At 33.1% G+C, this 18,871-nt stretch carries 18 protein-coding genes; 11 read left to right on the forward strand and 7 right to left on the reverse strand.

Annotated elements, in window-relative coordinates; all coding sequences use genetic code 11:
* Nucleotides 1-53 precede the first annotated feature (53 nt).
* Entirely contained in the window at nt 54-1,301 is a 1,248-nt protein-coding gene (locus AAYQ05_RS15950; protein ID WP_343544392.1) for an ABC transporter permease, read from the reverse strand.
* A gap of 165 nt (nt 1,302-1,466) precedes the next feature.
* Here AAYQ05_RS15950 and purH point away from each other — a divergent pair, with 165 nt between their 5' ends.
* The 6 genes from purH (at nt 1,467) to rodA (ending at nt 8,735) form a co-directional block, all read left to right on the forward strand.
* A complete protein-coding gene (gene purH, locus AAYQ05_RS15955) occupies nt 1,467-2,993 on the forward strand; it encodes a bifunctional phosphoribosylaminoimidazolecarboxamide formyltransferase/IMP cyclohydrolase (protein ID WP_281634694.1) in 1,527 nt (508 codons plus the stop codon).
* 56 nt (nt 2,994-3,049) lie between these two features.
* Nucleotides 3,050-4,078, forward strand: coding sequence for a rod shape-determining protein (locus tag AAYQ05_RS15960; protein ID WP_008466528.1), 1,029 nt, complete (start codon nt 3,050-3,052; stop codon nt 4,076-4,078).
* A 112-nt stretch (nt 4,079-4,190) separates the two neighbouring features.
* Nucleotides 4,191-5,015, forward strand: coding sequence for a rod shape-determining protein MreC (gene mreC / locus AAYQ05_RS15965; protein ID WP_281634693.1), 825 nt, complete (start codon nt 4,191-4,193; stop codon nt 5,013-5,015).
* The gene (locus AAYQ05_RS15970) at nt 5,008-5,514 is read left to right on the forward strand and encodes a rod shape-determining protein MreD (RefSeq protein WP_111379478.1); all 507 of its coding nucleotides are present in this window, start codon (nt 5,008-5,010) and stop codon (nt 5,512-5,514) included. The genes mreC and AAYQ05_RS15970 overlap by 8 nt, the downstream gene beginning before the upstream one ends.
* On the forward strand, nt 5,511-7,484 hold the full coding sequence (gene mrdA, locus AAYQ05_RS15975; protein WP_343544393.1) for a penicillin-binding protein 2: 1,974 nt from the start codon (nt 5,511-5,513) through the stop codon (nt 7,482-7,484). The genes AAYQ05_RS15970 and mrdA overlap by 4 nt, the downstream gene beginning before the upstream one ends.
* Nucleotides 7,485-7,499: 15 nt before the next feature.
* Complete coding sequence (gene rodA / locus AAYQ05_RS15980) at nt 7,500-8,735, forward strand: rod shape-determining protein RodA (RefSeq protein WP_177211121.1); 1,236 nt, start codon at nt 7,500-7,502, stop codon at nt 8,733-8,735.
* 289 nt (nt 8,736-9,024) lie between these two features.
* Here the strand turns inward: rodA and AAYQ05_RS15985 are convergent, their stop codons facing one another.
* From AAYQ05_RS15985 to xrtF, 6 genes are all read right to left on the reverse strand, one after another.
* Nucleotides 9,025-9,705 (reverse strand): DedA family protein, encoded by a 681-nt coding sequence (locus AAYQ05_RS15985; protein ID WP_343544394.1) that lies wholly within the window; start codon nt 9,703-9,705, stop codon nt 9,025-9,027.
* A 133-nt stretch (nt 9,706-9,838) separates the two neighbouring features.
* On the reverse strand, nt 9,839-10,180 hold the full coding sequence (locus AAYQ05_RS15990; RefSeq protein ID WP_281634689.1) for a heavy-metal-associated domain-containing protein: 342 nt from the start codon (nt 10,178-10,180) through the stop codon (nt 9,839-9,841).
* Nucleotides 10,181-10,235: 55 nt separating this feature from the next.
* Nucleotides 10,236-12,242: a TonB-dependent receptor plug domain-containing protein gene (locus tag AAYQ05_RS15995; RefSeq protein ID WP_343544395.1), complete on the reverse strand. Its 2,007-nt coding sequence runs from the start codon at nt 12,240-12,242 to the stop codon at nt 10,236-10,238.
* 119 nt (nt 12,243-12,361) lie between these two features.
* Nucleotides 12,362-12,760 (reverse strand): HYC_CC_PP family protein, encoded by a 399-nt coding sequence (locus AAYQ05_RS16000; RefSeq protein ID WP_343544396.1) that lies wholly within the window; start codon nt 12,758-12,760, stop codon nt 12,362-12,364.
* Nucleotides 12,761-12,806: 46 nt separating this feature from the next.
* Nucleotides 12,807-13,253 (reverse strand): exosortase F system-associated membrane protein, encoded by a 447-nt coding sequence (locus AAYQ05_RS16005; RefSeq protein WP_445709719.1) that lies wholly within the window; start codon nt 13,251-13,253, stop codon nt 12,807-12,809.
* The gene (xrtF, locus tag AAYQ05_RS16010) at nt 13,243-13,779 is read right to left on the reverse strand and encodes an exosortase family protein XrtF (RefSeq protein WP_281634686.1); all 537 of its coding nucleotides are present in this window, start codon (nt 13,777-13,779) and stop codon (nt 13,243-13,245) included. Before xrtF ends, AAYQ05_RS16005 begins: the two co-directional genes overlap by 11 nt.
* A 70-nt stretch (nt 13,780-13,849) precedes the next feature.
* On the opposite strand from xrtF, the gene AAYQ05_RS16015 reads away from it, so the two are divergent.
* The 5 genes from AAYQ05_RS16015 to AAYQ05_RS16035 all read left to right on the forward strand — a co-directional run bounded on the left by AAYQ05_RS16015 (nt 13,850) and on the right by AAYQ05_RS16035 (nt 18,775).
* Nucleotides 13,850-14,305, forward strand: a complete 456-nt coding sequence (locus AAYQ05_RS16015; protein ID WP_343544398.1) for an XrtF-associated fRMsr-like GAF protein — start codon at nt 13,850-13,852, stop codon at nt 14,303-14,305.
* Between the two features lie 34 nt (nt 14,306-14,339).
* The gene (locus AAYQ05_RS16020) at nt 14,340-15,035 is read left to right on the forward strand and encodes a toxin-antitoxin system YwqK family antitoxin (RefSeq protein ID WP_343544399.1); all 696 of its coding nucleotides are present in this window, start codon (nt 14,340-14,342) and stop codon (nt 15,033-15,035) included.
* 50 nt (nt 15,036-15,085) lie between these two features.
* Nucleotides 15,086-16,033, forward strand: a complete 948-nt coding sequence (locus AAYQ05_RS16025; protein WP_343544400.1) for an energy transducer TonB — start codon at nt 15,086-15,088, stop codon at nt 16,031-16,033.
* Between the two features lie 159 nt (nt 16,034-16,192).
* Complete coding sequence (rpsO, locus tag AAYQ05_RS16030; RefSeq protein ID WP_007804772.1) at nt 16,193-16,459, forward strand: 30S ribosomal protein S15; 267 nt, start codon at nt 16,193-16,195, stop codon at nt 16,457-16,459.
* Nucleotides 16,460-16,639: 180 nt separating this feature from the next.
* On the forward strand, nt 16,640-18,775 hold the full coding sequence (locus AAYQ05_RS16035) for a polyribonucleotide nucleotidyltransferase (RefSeq protein ID WP_343544401.1): 2,136 nt from the start codon (nt 16,640-16,642) through the stop codon (nt 18,773-18,775).
* Nucleotides 18,776-18,871 lie beyond the last annotated feature (96 nt).

Below are 18,871 nucleotides of genomic sequence, written 5' to 3' on the forward strand. Positions count from 1 at the left end.
CTAATTATTTCCACTCAACAAAATTTACAATTAAATAACACAAAAACAACATTTTACATTCCTGTTCGAATGGCTTCAACAGGGTCTAGATTTGCCGCCGAAATGGCAGGAAGAATTCCGGAAACGAGACCAATAAAAGCAGCCAAACCGGTTCCTAAAAGAATATTTCCTAAACTTAAAACAAATTCAAAGTCTAGCAGTTTTGTCAGAGCAAAAGCAATTCCCCACACCATGAGAAGACCAATAATCCCTCCAATAACCGACAAAATAACAGCTTCAAACAAAAACTGGAATAAGATAAATTTATTTTTTGCTCCCAGTGATTTCTGAATTCCGATAAGATTTGTTCTTTCTTTAACTGAAACAAACATAATATTCGCAATTCCAAAACCACCAACTAAAAGAGAAAATCCGCTGATAATCCAGCCTACAACATTCATCTGCCCCAAAATTCCATCAATAAAATCAGTAAAGCCAGAAAGCACATTAATAAAGAAATTATCCATTTCTCCTGCTTTCATTCCACGTATTGCTCTAAGTTTTTGAGCTATTTCCGCTTTATAAGCATCCATATCTACACCTTTTACGGGTTTTAAAACAATTACTGGCGTCATAGAATCGCTATCTCCGTACATTCTTCTTAAAAAATTGGCTGGAAGATAAACCGAAGTATCATTACTATCTCCAAAAAAACCGGCTCCTTGTTTTGCCATTACGCCAATTACAGTAAATCGCTGTCCGTATAAACGAATATTTTTCCCGATCGGATCGCTTGAACCAAAAAGTCCATCAGCTATATCATATCCTAAAACAATAACAGGAGTTCCCGAGTTTGATTCAGATTCATTGTAAAATCTTCCTTTATCAAAACTCAATCCGTCAATATCGACCATTTCGCTTGACGATGGAATAATATTTACATCGCTGACTGTTTTAGAATCGTATTTTAAACTTTCTCTATTTACAAAAAGTTGATATGCTACTTGATCGGTATTATTCATTGAGTTTTTCAGACCGATATACTCGTCATATTTTACATTTGGAAATTGTTCTCTCTTCCATTGTGGAATTTCAGACGGTCCAAAGCAGTATTTCATTAAATAAATTGTATTTTTATCTAAACTGCTCAAATCTTTTGAGATTTTTTTGTCTAAAGAGTCAACAGCAGCCAAAACAGCGATAATCGAAAAAATACCGATTGTTACACCTAATAGCGATAATAAAGTGCGCAATTTATTATTTCGCAAAGCATTGATGGCAAAGCTCAGACTTTCCTTTAATAATCTCAGATAAACGATCATATTTTTGTATTTTTCAATAAAGTAAAATTCAATAATTTAAATTCAAAAACCTAATAAAAGTTAACTTACTCATCAGTAGATTTTTTTAGCATTTTGTTACACTAATTTTTTTTAATATAATATATAAAAAAACTACTTTTGCAGTCTCAAAATCATAACTACACAATGAGCACAACAAAAAAAATACAATCGGCATTAATTTCTGTTTTTTCTAAAGATGGATTAGAACCAATTGTTAGAAAATTACACGAACAAAATGTAACACTTTATTCAACTGGAGGAACTGAAGATTTCATCAAAAACCTTGGTATTCCAGTAGTTCCTGTTGAAGACATTACTTCTTTCCCTGAAATTCTTGGAGGAAGAGTAAAAACTTTACACCCAAAAATCTTTGGAGGTATTTTAAATCGTCAGGATAATGAAAGCGATGTTCAGCAAATGAAGGAATTTGACATTCCTCAAATTGATTTGGTAATTGTTGATTTATATCCTTTTGAAAAAACAGTTGCTTCTGGAGCAAGCGAACAAGATATTATTGAAAAAATCGATATTGGCGGAATTTCATTAATTCGTGCTGGAGCGAAAAATTTCAAAGACACTGTAATTGTGGCTTCTGTAAACGAGTACAGTTTACTTTTAGATTTGATTACAGAGCAAGATGGAGCAACAACTTTGGAGAACAGAAGATTGTTGGCTACTAAAGCATTCCACGTTTCATCTCACTACGATGGAGCTATTTTTAATTATTTCAATACAGACGAGACTATTTACAAAGAAAGTATTGCAAACGGTCAAGTTTTAAGATACGGTGAAAACCCTCACCAAAAAGGATTCTTCTTTGGAGATTTTGATGCAATGTTCAAAAAACTTCATGGAAAAGAATTATCATACAACAATTTACTTGATGTTGATGCTGCAGTTAATTTAATTGCTGAGTTTAAAACTGACGGACCAACTTTCGCGATTTTAAAACACAACAATGCTTGCGGATTGGCTTCAAGAAAAACAATCAGTGAGGCTTATTTAGCAGCTTTAGCTTGTGATCCTACTTCAGCTTTTGGCGGAGTGTTAATTTCTAACACTAAAATTGATTTAGAAACTGCACAAGAAATCAACAAATTATTCTGCGAAGTTGTAATTGCTCCAGCTTATGATGATGAGGCTGTTACGGTATTACAAGAGAAGAAAAACAGAATTATATTAGTTCAAAATGAAGTTGAATTACCAGCTCGTCAAGTAAGAACTTGTCTTAATGGTTTGTTAATTCAGGACAGAAATAATATTACAGATAATAAAGAGCATTTAAAAACCGTTACAATTACAGAACCTACTGCTCAAGAGATCGAAGATTTGATCTTTGCTTCTAAAATCTGCAAGAATACAAAATCAAACACTATTGTATTTGCTAAAAACGGAACATTGATTTCATCAGGTACAGGTCAGACTTCAAGAGTTGACGCTTTAATTCAAGCTGTTGACAAAGCAAAAGCTTTTGGATTTGATTTAAATGGAGCTTCGATGGCAAGTGATGCATTTTTCCCATTTCCGGATTGTGTAGAATTAGCTAAAAAAGCAGGAATAACAGCTGTAATTCAGCCAGGAGGTTCGATTAAAGACGAATTAAGTATAAATTATTGCAATGAAAATAATCTTGCAATGGTATTTACAGGAACTCGTCATTTTAAACATTAATTTGTTTAACTTTGTTCGATAAATAATTTATAACATTTTAAACCCCTAAAAAACTTATGGGATTTTTTGATTTCATGACCGAGGATATTGCGATAGACCTTGGAACCGCAAACACTTTAATCATTCATAATGATAAAGTTGTCATTGATAGTCCGTCTATCGTTGCACGTGATAGAGTATCAGGCAAAATCATTGCTGTTGGTAAGGAAGCCAATATGATGCAAGGTAAAACACATGAAAACATCAAAACTATAAGGCCTTTGAAAGATGGTGTAATCGCTGATTTCGATGCTTCGGAAAAAATGATCAATATGTTCATTAAAAGTATTCCTGCATTGAAAAAAAGAATGTTTACCCCAGCTTTACGTATGGTTGTATGTATTCCTTCTGGTATTACTGAAGTGGAGATGAGAGCGGTGAAGGAATCTTGTGAGAGAGTAAACGGAAAAGAAGTTTACTTGATTCATGAGCCAATGGCAGCGGCAATTGGTATTGGTATTGACATTATGCAACCAAAAGGAAACATGATTGTGGATATTGGAGGTGGTACAACAGAAATTGCTGTTATCGCATTAGGCGGAATTGTATGTGACAAATCTGTAAAAATTGCAGGTGACGTTTTCACAAATGATATCGTTTATTATATGCGTACACAACACAACTTATTTGTTGGAGAAAGTACTGCTGAAAAAATTAAAATTCAAATCGGAGCGGCAATAGAAGATTTAGATGGCCCACCAGAAGATATGTCAGTTCAAGGTAGAGATTTGCTTACTGGTAAACCAAAACAAGTAGATGTTTCTTACCGTGAAATTGCAAAAGCTTTAGACAAATCTATTCAGCGTATTGAAGATGCGGTAATGGAAACATTATCTCAGACTCCGCCTGAATTAGCAGCAGATATCTACAATACTGGTATCTATTTAGCTGGTGGTGGATCTATGTTAAGAGGTCTTGACAAACGTATTTCTCAAAAAACAGATTTACCTGTTTACATTGCCGAAGATCCTTTAAGAGCTGTTGTTCGCGGTACAGGAATGGCCCTTAAAAACATTGCTAAATTTAAAAGTATCTTAATTAAATAAGATCAAAAAATAACAATCAATTTACTTTTATAAGGGTCAAATTTATACTTTTTGACCCTTGTAAAAACTGAAACTTTTAAGCATATCCTGAAACAAAATAACCAGACAAGAAATGCAGCAAATATTTAATTTCATTATAAGAAACAGTAATCGATTGCTGTTTTTGCTGCTTTTAGGTATATCGTTAGGACTCACGATTCAATCTCATTCTTATCACAGAAGCAAAATAATCAGCTCGGCAAATTTCTTAAGCGGAGGTGTTTATGAAAAAATCAATCGTGTTAATGAGTACATGAATTTAAGAGCTGAAAACGACGAACTTGTACTTGAGAACGCAAGATTAAAAAGTCTTTTATTTAATAAAGAAGACACATCTAAATTACCTTTACCAGATACCATTAAAGGTGTAAAACCTGCTGATATCATCGTATCAAAAGTAATCCATAACACATACAGCACACACGAAAACTTTCTTACTTTAAATTCTGGATCCAATGATGGCGTAAAACCAGATATGGGAGTAATAAACAGTTTAGGAATTGTTGGTATTGTAGATGACACATCACCAAGATATTCTACCGTTGTGAGTATTTTGAACATGAAATCTCAGATTAATGCCAAGTTAAAAAAATCAAATCATTTTGGTTCTTTGACATGGGATGGAAAAAGTACTGGATTTGTACAGCTAAGAGACGTTCCAAGATTAGCTTCAGTTAGAAAAGGAGATACAATTGTAACAGGAGGACAGTCTGTAATTTTCCCTGAAGGGATTAATATCGGAACTGTTGAAACAATTTACAAAGAAACCCAAACAAGTTTTTATGTTATAAAAGTTAAGCTATTTAACGATATGACAAACTTAGGACACGTCTATATTATCAAGAGTAAGGACAGAGAGGAACTTATTAATTTAGAAAACAAAGAAAAAAATGAATAGCGCTCTGTTAGTCAATATTTTTCGATTTATTATGTTACTGGCAATTCAGATTGTTATTTTCAACAATATGAATTTCTTAGGATATATAAGTCCCTTTCCGTATATCTTGTATATCATTCTTTACCCTGTAAACAGCAATAAAGCAGGATTAATTATTTCTAGTTTTTTCTTGGGACTAATAATGGATATGTTCTGTAATTCTGGCGGAATACACGCAACTGCCTGTGTTATTTTAGCCTATTACAGGCCTTACATTTTTAAATTTTCTTTTGGTTTAAGTTATGAGTATCAAACCATTAAACTAAATGATTCTTTAACACCAGAACGATTTTCATTTATACTGGTCTCGGTTTTAATGCACCATATTGTATTATTTGTTTTGGAAGCATTTCAGTTCAAATTCATCTGGGACATTTTGCTCCGAACATTATTTAGTTCTATCTTTACTATAATCACCTCAATAATAATAATTTATCTTATTAAGCCCAATAAACGATGAGAAAAGTCTTGCTGCCCACTATAATTATTATTGCAGCGTCTTTGCTAGTGATTAGGATTTTTTACTTGCAGATTATTGATGATTCTTTTAAACTGAAATCGGAAAATAATGCGATAAAAAAAGTATATGACTATCCTGAAAGAGGTTATATTTATGATCGTAACGGAAAACTTCTTGTTGCGAATCAGGCTTCTTATGACATCATGGTTATTCCAAGAGATATAAAAAAGGATTTAAACATTGCCGAATTTTGTGCCCTTTTAAATATTACTGAAGAAGAATATCATAAACGTATTGAAAAAGCAAAAGTCTACAGCCCAAGACTTCCTTCTGTATTTTTATCTCAGCTGAATAAAAATGAATTTGCCGCTTTTCAGGAAAAAATCAGAAAATATGATGGTTTTTACTTCCAGAAAAGATCACTTCGCGATTACGAAGTAGATTACGGAGCCAATATTTTTGGTTTTATTACACAGGTGAACGAAAAACAGATCGAAAAAAATCCTTACTACAATAGTGGTGATTTAATTGGTAAACAAGGTGTAGAACAAAGCTATGAAGAAATTTTACGAGGAATAAAAGGGGTAAAATACATTCAGAAAGATAAATACAACCGAGAAATTGGCCCATATAAAGAAGGGAAATACGACACCATTGCCGTAGCTGGGGAAGATATCAATTTAACTATCGATGCCGAACTTCAAAAATATGGAGAGGAATTGATGATTAACAAAAGAGGAGGTATTGTCGCAATTGAACCTAAATCTGGAGAAATTCTAGCATTGGTTACTGCCCCTTCTTATGATCCAGGTATTTTGGTAGGACGCCAAAGATCTAAAAATTACACACTTTTATATCACGATTCTATTGCAAAACCTTTATATGACAGAGGACTTTTAGCAGAGTACCCTCCAGGTTCTCCATTCAAAATCCTGACTGGTTTAGTTGCATTGCAAGAAGGCGTAATAAATGAACAAACTACTTTTATGTGTCATCATGGATTTAGTTATGGTGGAGGCCGATTCATGAAATGCCACGGTTTTGGTCCACATCAATTGCATAACGGAATTTACAACTCTTGTAATACTTATTTCGGACAAGCCTATATGCTTACGATCAACAAGTACAAAGATCCCGGTCAAGCTGTTGATGTTTGGAGCAGTCACGTAAAAAGTTTTGGATTAGGCCAATTTATGGGATATGATTTACCTATTGGAAAACGAGGAAATATTCCAACTTCTAAAACTTATAAAAGAATTTACCCTAACGGAGGATGGAGAAGCTCAACCATTGTATCGAATGCAATTGGTCAGGGAGAGGTTTTAATGACTCCTATTCAATTAGCCAACATGATGGCCACCGTTGCAAATCAGGGTTATTATTATACTCCTCACATCATTAAAAAAATTGAGGGAGAAAAAATAGACGAAAAGTTCACGACAAAGCACGTGACTACGATTGATCAAAAATATTTCCCGCCGGTTATCAGCGGACTATTTGACGTTTACAACAAAGGTACAGCTTACAGTCTTAGAGTAGAAGGAATCGATATTTGCGGAAAAACAGGTACTGCCGAGAACTTTGCCAAAATAAACGGTAAAAGAACCCAGCTTAAAGACCACTCTATATTTGTTGCTTTTGCCCCAAAAGACAATCCGAAAATTGCTATTGCAGTTATGATTGAAAATGGAGGTTTTGGAGCAACAGTAGCAGGTCCGATTGCGAGTTTAATGATTGAAAAATATCTAAGAAAAAAAATCACAAGAACAGATCTAGAAGTAAGAGTATTAAACAAAAGCTTACTTTCGGAATATGCTAAAGTAGGCGGAATAAGTGATGCTCTTAAAATTGAATCTGTCCCAAAAGATTCTGTTTTACAAGCAAAAATTTTAAAACCAAAAGCACCAGTTACAACGGCACCAAAAACTGAAGTTAAAAAAACAGCGGTAGACACAACTAAGAAAAACTAAGAAAGATTATTTCAAATGAAAAATCAAAGTGTAAAAAATAATATTGATTGGATAAGTGTCTTTATCTACATTGCGCTGGTAACTTTAGGTTGGCTTAATATTTATTCGTCTTCTTTATTATCAACCGATGGAACCTATCAAAAACAGCTGATTTTTATCTGCTGTACTATTCCATTGATATTTGTTGTGCTTTTTGTTGATGGTAAATTTTACGAAAAATATGCCAGTATTATATTTGGAGTTTCCTTATTGTCTCTCGCTGGATTATTTCTCTTTGGAAAAACCATTGCAGGACAGCGATGCTGGTATGCCATAGGAAGCTTCACTTTACAGCCATCTGAGTTTGCAAAAGCGGCCACTTCTTTGGCATTGGCCAAATACTTAAGTGATACACAAATCAACTTAAAAGAAACCAATAGACAAATCCAAGCTTTGGCTATTATGCTTTTGCCTGTAATATTGATTTTACCACAACCAGACCCCGGAAGTGCTTTAATTTATAGCGCATTTATCCTTGTTTTATATAGAGAAGGCTTGCCTTCTTGGTATGTATGGACAGCATTTATCACCATTGTCCTTTTCGTTCTTACTTTAGTTTTAGAGCCGTACGCTGTTATTGGAATGGCTTTTATCGTGTTGGCCATTATACATTTTAAAGGAAGAGTGGTTGACAGAAATATTATTTTAAGCGGTATTTTACTGGTCTTAATTTCTGGATTTGTTTTCTCTGTTGATTACGTATTTGACAATGTTTTTAAACAGCACCACAGAGATCGTTTCAATATTTTACTAGGTAAAACTGTAGATATGAAAGGGATTGGATACAATACCAACCAATCTGAAATTGCCATTGGATCTGGAGGATGGATCGGGAAAGGCTTTCTTGAAGGCACACAAACCAAAGGAGGATTTGTTCCTGAGCAACATACCGATTATATTTTTACAACGGTTGGTGAAGAATGGGGTTTTGCAGGTTCTTTTGTTGTTATTCTACTTTTTGTTAGTTTATTACTTAGAGTAATTTACTTAGCAGAAAGACAGAAGACAAAATTCAGCCGGGTTTACGGATATTGTGTTGCCGCAATTCTCTTCATACATTTCTTTGTAAACATTGCCATGGTAATTGGAATTTTCCCAACAATCGGGGTTCCTCTGCCCTTCTTTTCGTATGGAGGTTCTGGACTCTGGGGATTTACAATTTTGCTGTTTATTTTCCTTAAAATGGATGCCAATAAAGTGAATGAATGGTAATGTTTAAAATATTCAATTTCTAAATCGCAAATTTCAATTCGAAATATAAAATAAGTTAAACTAAAGCTGTAATTGTTTTTCAAAAACTAATTACAGCTTTTTTTTTATTCCATCGCTTTCAAGTTTTGCCGATCATCGAATCAAATGGATTGAATATCTTCTCTTATGTAGTCACAGTTAAAATATTTAGCCATATCAAAAATAGCACACAATTAAGTCATTGAAGATAGACTTGGTTAAAACAAAAAAGTCCGAAGCAAAACTTCGGACTTTCTTATTTTTATCTTAATTATATTTCTTCACTAGGTCTCTTTTTCAAAAGTTTCAATATAACTGGGAAAGTAGAGATTATAATGATAATGATAATTATATATTCAATATGTTTCTTTAAATCTATTCCTTGTTTTAAGAAAACACCGTATAAATAATGTCCTGCGAAGATTAATATAAATGACCAAAGGAAAGAACTCAAAACATTATAAAACATAAACTTCTTTTTGTCCATCGAAACGATTCCGGCAACGATTGGAGCAAAAGTTCTAAAAATTGGCAGGAAACGCGCATAAATGATTGCTTTTCCTCCATATTTTTCAAAAAAGTCTTTTGATTGAAGCAGGTATTTTTTCTTAAACCAGAAGGTATCTTCTTTTTTAAACAAATAATAACCGCTTTTTGCACCAAACCAATAACCAGTCATATTACCTAAAACACCCATTATAGCAACAGCTGTTGCAAGCAGAAATACATTTAGAAAATCATTCGGAATATAGGCAACATTTTCAATTAGATCACGACTGTAAATACCCGCTAAGAAAAGCAAACTATCTCCAGGCAGAAAAAAACCTGCAAAAAGTCCTGTCTCAGCAAAAACTATAAACAGAACAATAAACAACCCAATCTGAAAACCTCCGACGCTTAAAGTAATATAAAATTCAGGGTTTAGTAATTGAGTCCATTCAAAATTATTCATAAATGTGATTGGTTATTTTTTATAGTTTGTGAAAGTAACAATAATTTACCTTAACCACAATAAAATGCAGTATTTTAAACATAAATTAACTATTAAAAAAAGCCCAAACTAGTTGTTCGGGCTTCTCTAATTATTATTCTCTTACATACTTGCAACAGCTGTGTAAGTTGTCATAATCTTCAGTAGTCGATTTAACTTCCTTAGTATCATGACCTGCCTTTGCTATTGCTTTATTTAAATCTGAAGGAGAACATTTCTCTTCGTTTAAAATAACCGAAAGCTGGTGCGAACCAACATCCCAAGTCGCTGTTTTTACTCCCGGAACGCCGTAAGCTGCTTTTTCAATTCGTTTCTTGCATTGTTCACAGTTTCCGTTTACCTCTGTAGTGTATTTTAAATTCTTATTCTTTTTAGTTTGAGCCTGAGCTGAAAACCCCAGAAAAACCATCATTGCGATTAAAACTATTTTATTCATTGTATTTAATTTTATTGTTATTGAAATTGATTTTTGATATTGTTATTTGATATTGTTATTTGATTTTAAATCTAAGTCCTGCATAATACATTTGTCCAAAAATTGGCGCGTATGCAATCGATGCATCAAAATTAGGCCCAAAAGGATCATTTGCTCCTAAAATTGCTTTTTCTTGTTTATAATTTCCAATATTTTCTCCTCCTACATACACTTCAAAAACTGGCGAAAATACGCGGGTAACTTGTGCATTCATTACCGCATAAGATGGTGAAAAATCAGGAAACTGATCTCCTGCAGGATTTGTTGCAGTATAAGGCAACTGCTGTTTTCCTGACCAATTATAGGTAAAATCAAATCTCCATTGTTTGTCGTTATTCATCGTAGTTTCGTATTCTAGATTTCCTAAGAAACGATGTTTTGCCTGTAACGGACGCTGAAATGTTCCTCTCAAATAATCAGTCTGAATATCATAATATTTGTAGGCTGTTCTTAAATTTAAATTATGAATCAATTCGTAATTAAACTCGAGTTGAAGACTGTTTGCAAAAGAACTTCCTTTCAAATCGTAAAACAATACTTGTTGCGGACTTTGCATCACATCTACAACTGCCTGATTTTGAAAATCGGTTCTATAAAGATCAAAACCTGCGTCGGCATTTCTGTTGAAAAGACGGAATTTCTGCGAAAAACTCACACCATAATTCCATGCAATTTCTGGATTTAATCCGTACACTTTTCCATTCGAATCTAAAATCGAAAAAGTTCTTGAACTAGCAAAAAGCTGCTGATTCTCGGCAAAGATATTAGCAGAACGCTTTCCTCTTCCTGCAGAAAAACGAACTACTCCATTCTTCCAAGGATTATATCTCATGTGCAATCTTGGCGTAACAAAAAGTCCCAATCGGTTATGATTGTCAACTCTTCCTCCTAAAATCAAACTGAAATTATCTGTATTATCGTAAGTATATTCAAAGAAAGCCCCAACAGAATTATCAATTCTGCTTACGTCGGTTACGTTTACAAATTCCTGATACTGGTCGTAAGTAAAATTCAGACCCGTTGAAAACTTATGCATCGTATTATTGATGATCGAATTGAAAATCAAATTAGAATAAAAACTATTTTGCTTAATATCGTATTGATTCAAACCATAATAAGAATCCTGTTTATGACTATTAAATGCATTTTGAAAACCAATACTTTGGAATGGCATGTCTTTAAATACATATCCGATTTTTGTAGAAACATCAAAACGCTCTGTATTGATTTCTGAACCCCAATAGTTAGTTGTACCGCGATCACGATCTTTATCAAAATTAACTTCTCCGGTTTGTTTTTTATCATTCATATATCTGAAATTGATAAAACTTACCAAACCACTTTCTGGATTGTAATATTGATAACGATTTAAAACATTAATTTGTTTCCCTAACGGATTATCTAAAAAACCATCTTTGTTCATATCGTTTTTTGCTACACGGGCATTTCCATGAACAAATAAACTGGTTGCCCATTTATCTGATAACTTTTTATTGAAATGTGTGTTCAATTCAAAACGAGAATCGGTTGAACCATAAGCGTTCAGAAAGAAAGGAATATCATTTAACGGTTTTAAAAGTTCTGTATTAATCTGACCCGAAATGCTTTCATAACCGTTTACAACACTCCCCGCACCTTTTGTAATTTGAACACTTTCAATCCATGTTCCTGGTGTAAATGATAAACCATAAGCTTGAGAAGCTCCGCGAACAGAAGGAATATTTTCTTCTGTGATCATCAAGTACGGACTTGTAAGTCCCAGCATTTTAATTTGCTTGGTTCCTGTTAAAGCATCGGAAAAATTAACATCGATTGACGGATTGGTCTCAAAACTTTCTGCCAGATTACAGCAAGCCGCTTTAAGCAGTTCTTTACTTGTAATTACAGATGTATTGGCTGTTACTGTAAAGGATTTTTTAATCCCTTTTTGCTTTTTAGTAATTTTTACTTCTTGCAGATCTTCTTGTGAAAAGGCAGAAATAGAAAGTAAAAACGCTGCAAAAAGCATTATATTTTTTTGCATAAAAAATGATTTTAATGTTTAAATAGAATTACATTTTTGATGTTTTTACAAGAACAAAAACAATCAAAATGTAAACACAAAGTCTTAATCAAGACCTGCATTTCATCTTAACATTAAAATCAGGAATAGAAAATATACTGATAGTATAATTTAAATAAGGGGGGTGCATTTGCATCAGCATAATACGAGAGAACTTCTTTCTTTTTAAACGTTGGAATTTCTAAAAAGACTAAAGGTTTATAATCTTGTACAACAGCTGGAAAAGCAAATTGAAAAAAGAAGAATTTGATGGTCGCGTTGTCTGATTTCTTTTCGAAATGAACAACTTTATCTTTACAGCAAGAGTTTTCTTTTTCTTTAGAACCGCAACATTTCTTTTCAACAACTGGTTCTGCCGTAGTTTTTAAAGAAACTGAAGCAATTTCTCCGCCACAATAGTGCACATCAAAAGCAAACCCAATATTGGAAACCAATAAAAGGAACGCTAAAAACAGACCTGTACACTTTTTCAAATTCATACTGCAAAGCTATTTAAAAACCGCATAAAAAAAACCTAAACAAATGTTATTTTTTAGTTTTTTGAAGCTGATAGTAAAATCCAGGAATAAATAATAGCACTAAAATGGGCTGAATTAAAAATCGACGTACATAAAAAAGAAGCCAATTGCAGTCTGGAAAATATTCAAGAATAATATAAAATGCGATTAAAAACAAGACTAAAAATAAACCGTAAACAAATAGACTAAACTTAAAAATATCACGATCTTGAAATAAGGCAAAAATTAGCCAAAGAGATAGAGCCGAATTTAAACAATAACGAAAAAAAAGTCCCGCGAAAAGTTTTAGATCTTCTACTGGAGGATGTGGAATGGAATGAAAATCGGCATTAAAATATATCAGAAATGGATCATAAAACAATTTCCTTTCAAATGTTCTAATTAAAGCCAAACCTATTACAACAACAATTGCAGTAAGGATTTTAAATCTATTCTCTTTTAAATTATTTAGCATACTTTGAAAATCTATTGATCCAGAAAATCCATAAAATAAAAACATATCCGTAAATCATCAAAGGAAAGAAAGTTCCATGCAGAAAACTGGTATATTGCGAAAAGTGGTACACAAGTACAATTAAAAGTGAAATTCTAACAATATTTAAAATATAAATAGATATAAGTCCAAAGATTATAAATAATAGCGTCTTTTTTAAATTTCCCGAAAAAGCGGCTACAAACGACACAAAAAGTATCATCACACTTACAGCATTACAGCCTTCGGTTATGTGCGCTATAAATCTGCCATTTAAAATAATGTCTTGCCAAGGATTTTGTGAATTTTTCTGAATTAATACATCGTACCCAAAAAGCTTTAGCAATTGTTCTGAGTTTTTGCCAGAAATCATCGTTATAGCATCAAGATCTTCTGCTTGATAGCTGTTTAAATAAAATTTATAAAGCAGTGTAAAAACAATATAAGTCAGAAAAAAGATGCTTATAAAAATCAGAAATGGCCTAAACTGGACTAAATATTTTTTCAAGAGATTTTTTTTTCAAATTTATATATTTTTTGAGTTTAGCTTTAAATACTTTTGTATAAAATTTAATATCATGACATTTCAAGAATTACAACCAAAAATAAGTGCAATTGTCGCTGACAATGAAACAAATAGAGACGAAAAATTATTAGCAGTTTGCAAGCTATTAAACGAGAATATAGAATATTACAATTGGGTTGGCTTTTATTTTGCTAATCACGATACTAAAACTTTGCATCTAGGTCCATATGTTGGTGCAGAAACAGACCATACAGTTATTCCGTTTGGTAAAGGAATCTGCGGTCAAGTTGCCGAAAGCAATGCCAATTTTGTAGTCCCTGACGTTAAAGCACAAGACAATTATATTGCCTGCAGTTTAACAGTTAAATCTGAAATCGTAGTTCCGCTTTTTGTAAATGGAGTAAATATTGGCCAAATCGATATTGACAGTCATGTTATTGATCCATTTACAGAGACCGACGAAAGATTTTTGGAATTTGTAAATCAAGAGGTTGCTAAATTATTCTAAAAAAATTATCTTTAAGAATAAAAATTAGAACTGAATGAAAGGAAACAGCTTACTCTTTTTGCTTCTGATTATTTCAGTTCAACTTTCTGCGCAAATTAACATGATTTCTAAAAAAATCTTTTTAGACTCGTTAAATCGCGAATGCACGCCCGACAATTATAGTTACACAAGAGTAATTACAAATTACTCTCAAAAAAGCATTCGCTACGTGGTAACAGATTTCTATAAAAATGGAAGAAAGAAAATGACAGGCAATACTCTCGATCGTGATGTTTTAAAAAAAGACGGAGAGTTTATCTATTATTATAAAAACGGAGCTAAAGAAACTGTTGTAAACTATACTGATGATCATAAAAATGGCAAAGAGATTAGTTGGTATGAAAATCAAAGCAAAAAGTGTGAAAAACAAAATATCTGGGATTCTAAAACAAAAAAACAGCAAACCTTAGTTCTGAACTGTTGGGATCAAAATAAAAATCAGATCGTAACGGACGGAAATGGTGAGTTTGAAGAAACTGATAAATTTATCACACAAAAAGGCAATATCAAAGACGGATTGAAACAAGGCATTTGGGAAGGAAGCGATAGTCTGCGAAAAATTACATTTGTTGATAATTATGATCGTGGAGTTCTAATCTCTGGCGTAAGTATAGATGAAAAGAATATCAAATTTTCTTATTCTTCTTTAAGCGAAAAACAAGCAGGTAAAAAAGTTCAGAAAATAAAATAACAATAGTTGCTCACGAAGTATAAAATGCTATTTTTACTACAAAAAAGCTGATGAAAAAAAACTTCTTCTTAATTCTTATTTCTTTAACCTCGCTTACTACTTCTGCACAGAAAAATTCATCTAGAGCTGTTTATCTAGACTCTTTGTATCGTGAAACAACAGAAGAAAATCATAAATATAAAAGAGTAATCGAAGATTATTTTTTAAACAAAGACAGTTATAAGGTAATAGAATTATACAAGTCTGGGGCAAAAAAAATGGTAGGAACAACCTTAAATAAAGATATCATTAAAAAAGATGGCACTTTTATTTACTTCTACGAAAATGGCACTAAAGAAGCTATTATAACTTATTCTGATGGCTGGAAAACGGGCAAAGAGTATAAATGGTATGACAATGGGAATTCTAAATTTGAAAAGGAAAACATCTATGACCCTAAAGCCAAAACTTTAAAAACACTCCTTATAAGATTTTGGAATAAAGAAAATCAACTTACTGTAATTGATGGAAACGGAGAATGTGATGATAATGATGAAGATTTTCAGGAAAAAGGAAAAATAAAAGACGGATTAAAACAAGACGTTTGGTATGGCAAGGATTTAATAAACAAAGTTAGATATACTGAGACTTACAACAAAGGAAAACTGGTTTCTGGAATAAGCACTGACAAAGACAGCCTAAAATATTCCTATTCAAAAATATTTGAAAAACCAACTCCTGAAGTAGGCATGGATAATTTTTATAAAAATATTGCTCTTTACTACAAAACTCCAGATGAAGCCCTTAAAAACAAGGTGCAAGGTCAAATTTATGTTACTTTTGTTGTTGACGAAATAGGCAAAATTACAAAACCAACAATATTAAAAGATTTAGGATACGGAACAGGCGTAGAAGCTGTAAAAGCTTTATACTCTTCTGGAAACTGGATTCCTGGAAAAATTAGGGGAATAAAAAGATCCACCCTTTTCTCTATACCTATAACAATAAGAGGTAAATAATGTAGATTTGAAAGCATCTATATCACTAAAAAAGAATTTATCACCCTTTATTTTAAGATTCTTTTATTTTTGTTTGATTCTTTTGATTTTTTAATCTAATTTTGCACCCGTCTTACAAAAGTTGTATGACATACATAAAAATCATTAAATAATATTGGAATGTATTTAACTAAAGAAAAGAAAGAAGAAATCTTCGCACAACACGGTGGTGCAACAAACACAGGAAGCGCAGAAGGTCAAATCGCATTGTTCACTTACAGAATTTCTCACTTAACTGAACACTTGAAAAAAAATCGTCACGATTACAACACTGAGCGTTCTCTTGTACTATTAGTAGGTAAAAGAAGAGCGTTACTTGATTACTTGAAAAAGAAAGAAATTAACAGATATCGTGAGATTATCAAAGTATTGAATATCAGAAAATAATCAATATAGAAAAGAGGTGCGAAAGTGCCTCTTTTTGTTTTTACATTACTGCTGTTTATAATAAGCATATTACAAGAAAAAAAGTTTGGTTTTTCATTGGGTTTTAGATAACAACAACTACACACAACAACAACTACAACACAACTAAAACCCATTGTATAATCAATAAGGAAAAAATTTATGATTCCACAATTATTTGTAGAAAAGATCGATTTAGGTGATGGCAGAAGCATCACAATCGAGACAGGACGTTTAGCTAAACAAGCTGACGGTTCTGTAGTAGTTAGAATGGGCGACACTATGATTCTTGCAACTGCAGTTTCAGCTCGCACATCAAACCCAGGCGTTGATTTTTTACCGTTAACGGTAGATTACCGCGAAAAATTTGCAGCAGCAGGTCGTTTCCCAGGAGGTTTCTTTAAAAGAGAAGCACGTCCAAGCGACAGCGAAGTATTGACAATGAGATTAGTTGACCGTGTATTGCGTCCGCTTTTCCCAGACGATTACCATGCTGAAACACAAGTTATGATTCAGTTAATGTCTCACGACGAAGAAGTTATGCCAGACGCTTTAGCTGGTTTAGCCGCTTCTGCAGCATTAGCAGTTTCAGATATTCCATTTTACAACTTAATTTCTGAAGTTCGTGTTGCACGTATCGACGGAAAATTAGTAATCAACCCAAGCAGAGAAGAATTAGAAAAATCTGACATCGATATGATGATTGGTGCTTCTATGGATTCTGTAGCAATGGTTGAAGGTGAGATGAAAGAAATCTCAGAAGCTGAAATGATCGAAGCAATTAAATTTGCTCACGAGGCTATCAAAGTTCAAATTCAAGCTCAATATCGTTTACAGGAAGCTTTTGGTAAAAAAGAAATTCGTACTTACGAAGGTGAGAAAGAAAATGAAGAAATTTACAAAAAAGTAAAAGCCGCAGCATACGATAAAATCTATGCTATTGCAAAAGTTGGTTCAGCTAAACACGAAAGAGGCGCTGCATTTGCTGAAGTAAAAGAAGAAGTTAAAGCTTTGTTTACTGAAGAAGAATTAGCTGCTGATGGAGATTTAGTTTCAAAATATTTCTACAAAACAAACAAAGAAGCTGTTCGTAATGTAGTTTTAGAATTAGGTGTTCGTTTAGATGGTAGAAAAACTACAGACATCAGACCAATCTGGTGTGAAACTGATTATTTACCAAGAGTTCACGGATCTTCTTTATTTACACGTGGAGAAACTCAAGCTTTGGCTACAGTAACTTTAGGAACTTCTAGAGAAGCAAACCAAATCGATTCTCCATCTGAACAAGGTGAAGAGAAATTCTACTTACACTATAACTTCCCTCCTTTCTCTACTGGTGAAGCAAAACCACTAAGAGGAACTTCAAGAAGAGAAGTTGGTCACGGTAACTTGGCTCAAAGAGCTTTAAAAAATATGATTCCTGCAGATTGTCCTTATACAATCCGTGTTGTTTCTGAGGTTTTAGAATCTAACGGTTCTTCTTCTATGGCAACGGTTTGTGCTGGAACAATGGCTTTGATGGATGCTGGAGTTCAAATGGTAAAACCAGTTTCTGGAATTGCTATGGGATTGATTACTGACGGAGAGAAATTTGCTGTATTGTCTGATATCTTAGGTGACGAAGATCACTTAGGAGATATGGACTTTAAAGTAACTGGAACTGCTGACGGTATCACAGCTTGTCAAATGGACATCAAAATTGATGGTTTGCGTTATGACATTATGGAGCAAGCTTTGGCTCAAGCACGTGATGGACGTATGCATATTTTAGGAAAATTAACTGAAACTATTGCAACTCCAAGAGCTGACGTAAAAGCGCACGCACCAAAAATCATTACCAGAACTATTCCTGGAAACTTTATTGGAGCATTAATTGGTCCTGGTGGAAAAGTAATTCAAGAATTACAAAAAGCTACTGGAACAACTATTGTTATCAACGAAGTTGACGAGCAAGGAGTTGTTGAAATCTTAGGAACTGATCCAGAAGGTATCAAAACAGTATTGGCTAAAATTGATGCATTGACTTTCAAACCTCAAATGGGAGAAGCTTATGAAGTTAAAGTAATCAAAATGCTAGATTTTGGAGCCGTAGTAGAATATACTGCTGCACCAGGAAATGAAGTATTGCTTCACGTATCTGAGCTTGCTTGGGAACGTACTGAAAATGTTGCCGATGTAGTTAAAATGGGAGATGTTTTCCAAGTGAAATACTTAGGAGTTGACCCTAAAACTAAAAAAGAAAAAGTGTCTAAAAAAGCACTTGTTCCAAGACCTCCACGTGAGGAGAAAAAAGAGTAATCAGATCTTAGTTTACTAAAGGTTTATTCATAAAAAACCCCAATTCATTTATTTGAATTGGGGTTTTTAAGTTTTACAGCTACTTCCTAATCTAAA

The organism is Flavobacterium movens (assembly GCF_039581425.1).
Classification (GTDB): domain Bacteria; phylum Bacteroidota; class Bacteroidia; order Flavobacteriales; family Flavobacteriaceae; genus Flavobacterium; species Flavobacterium luteolum.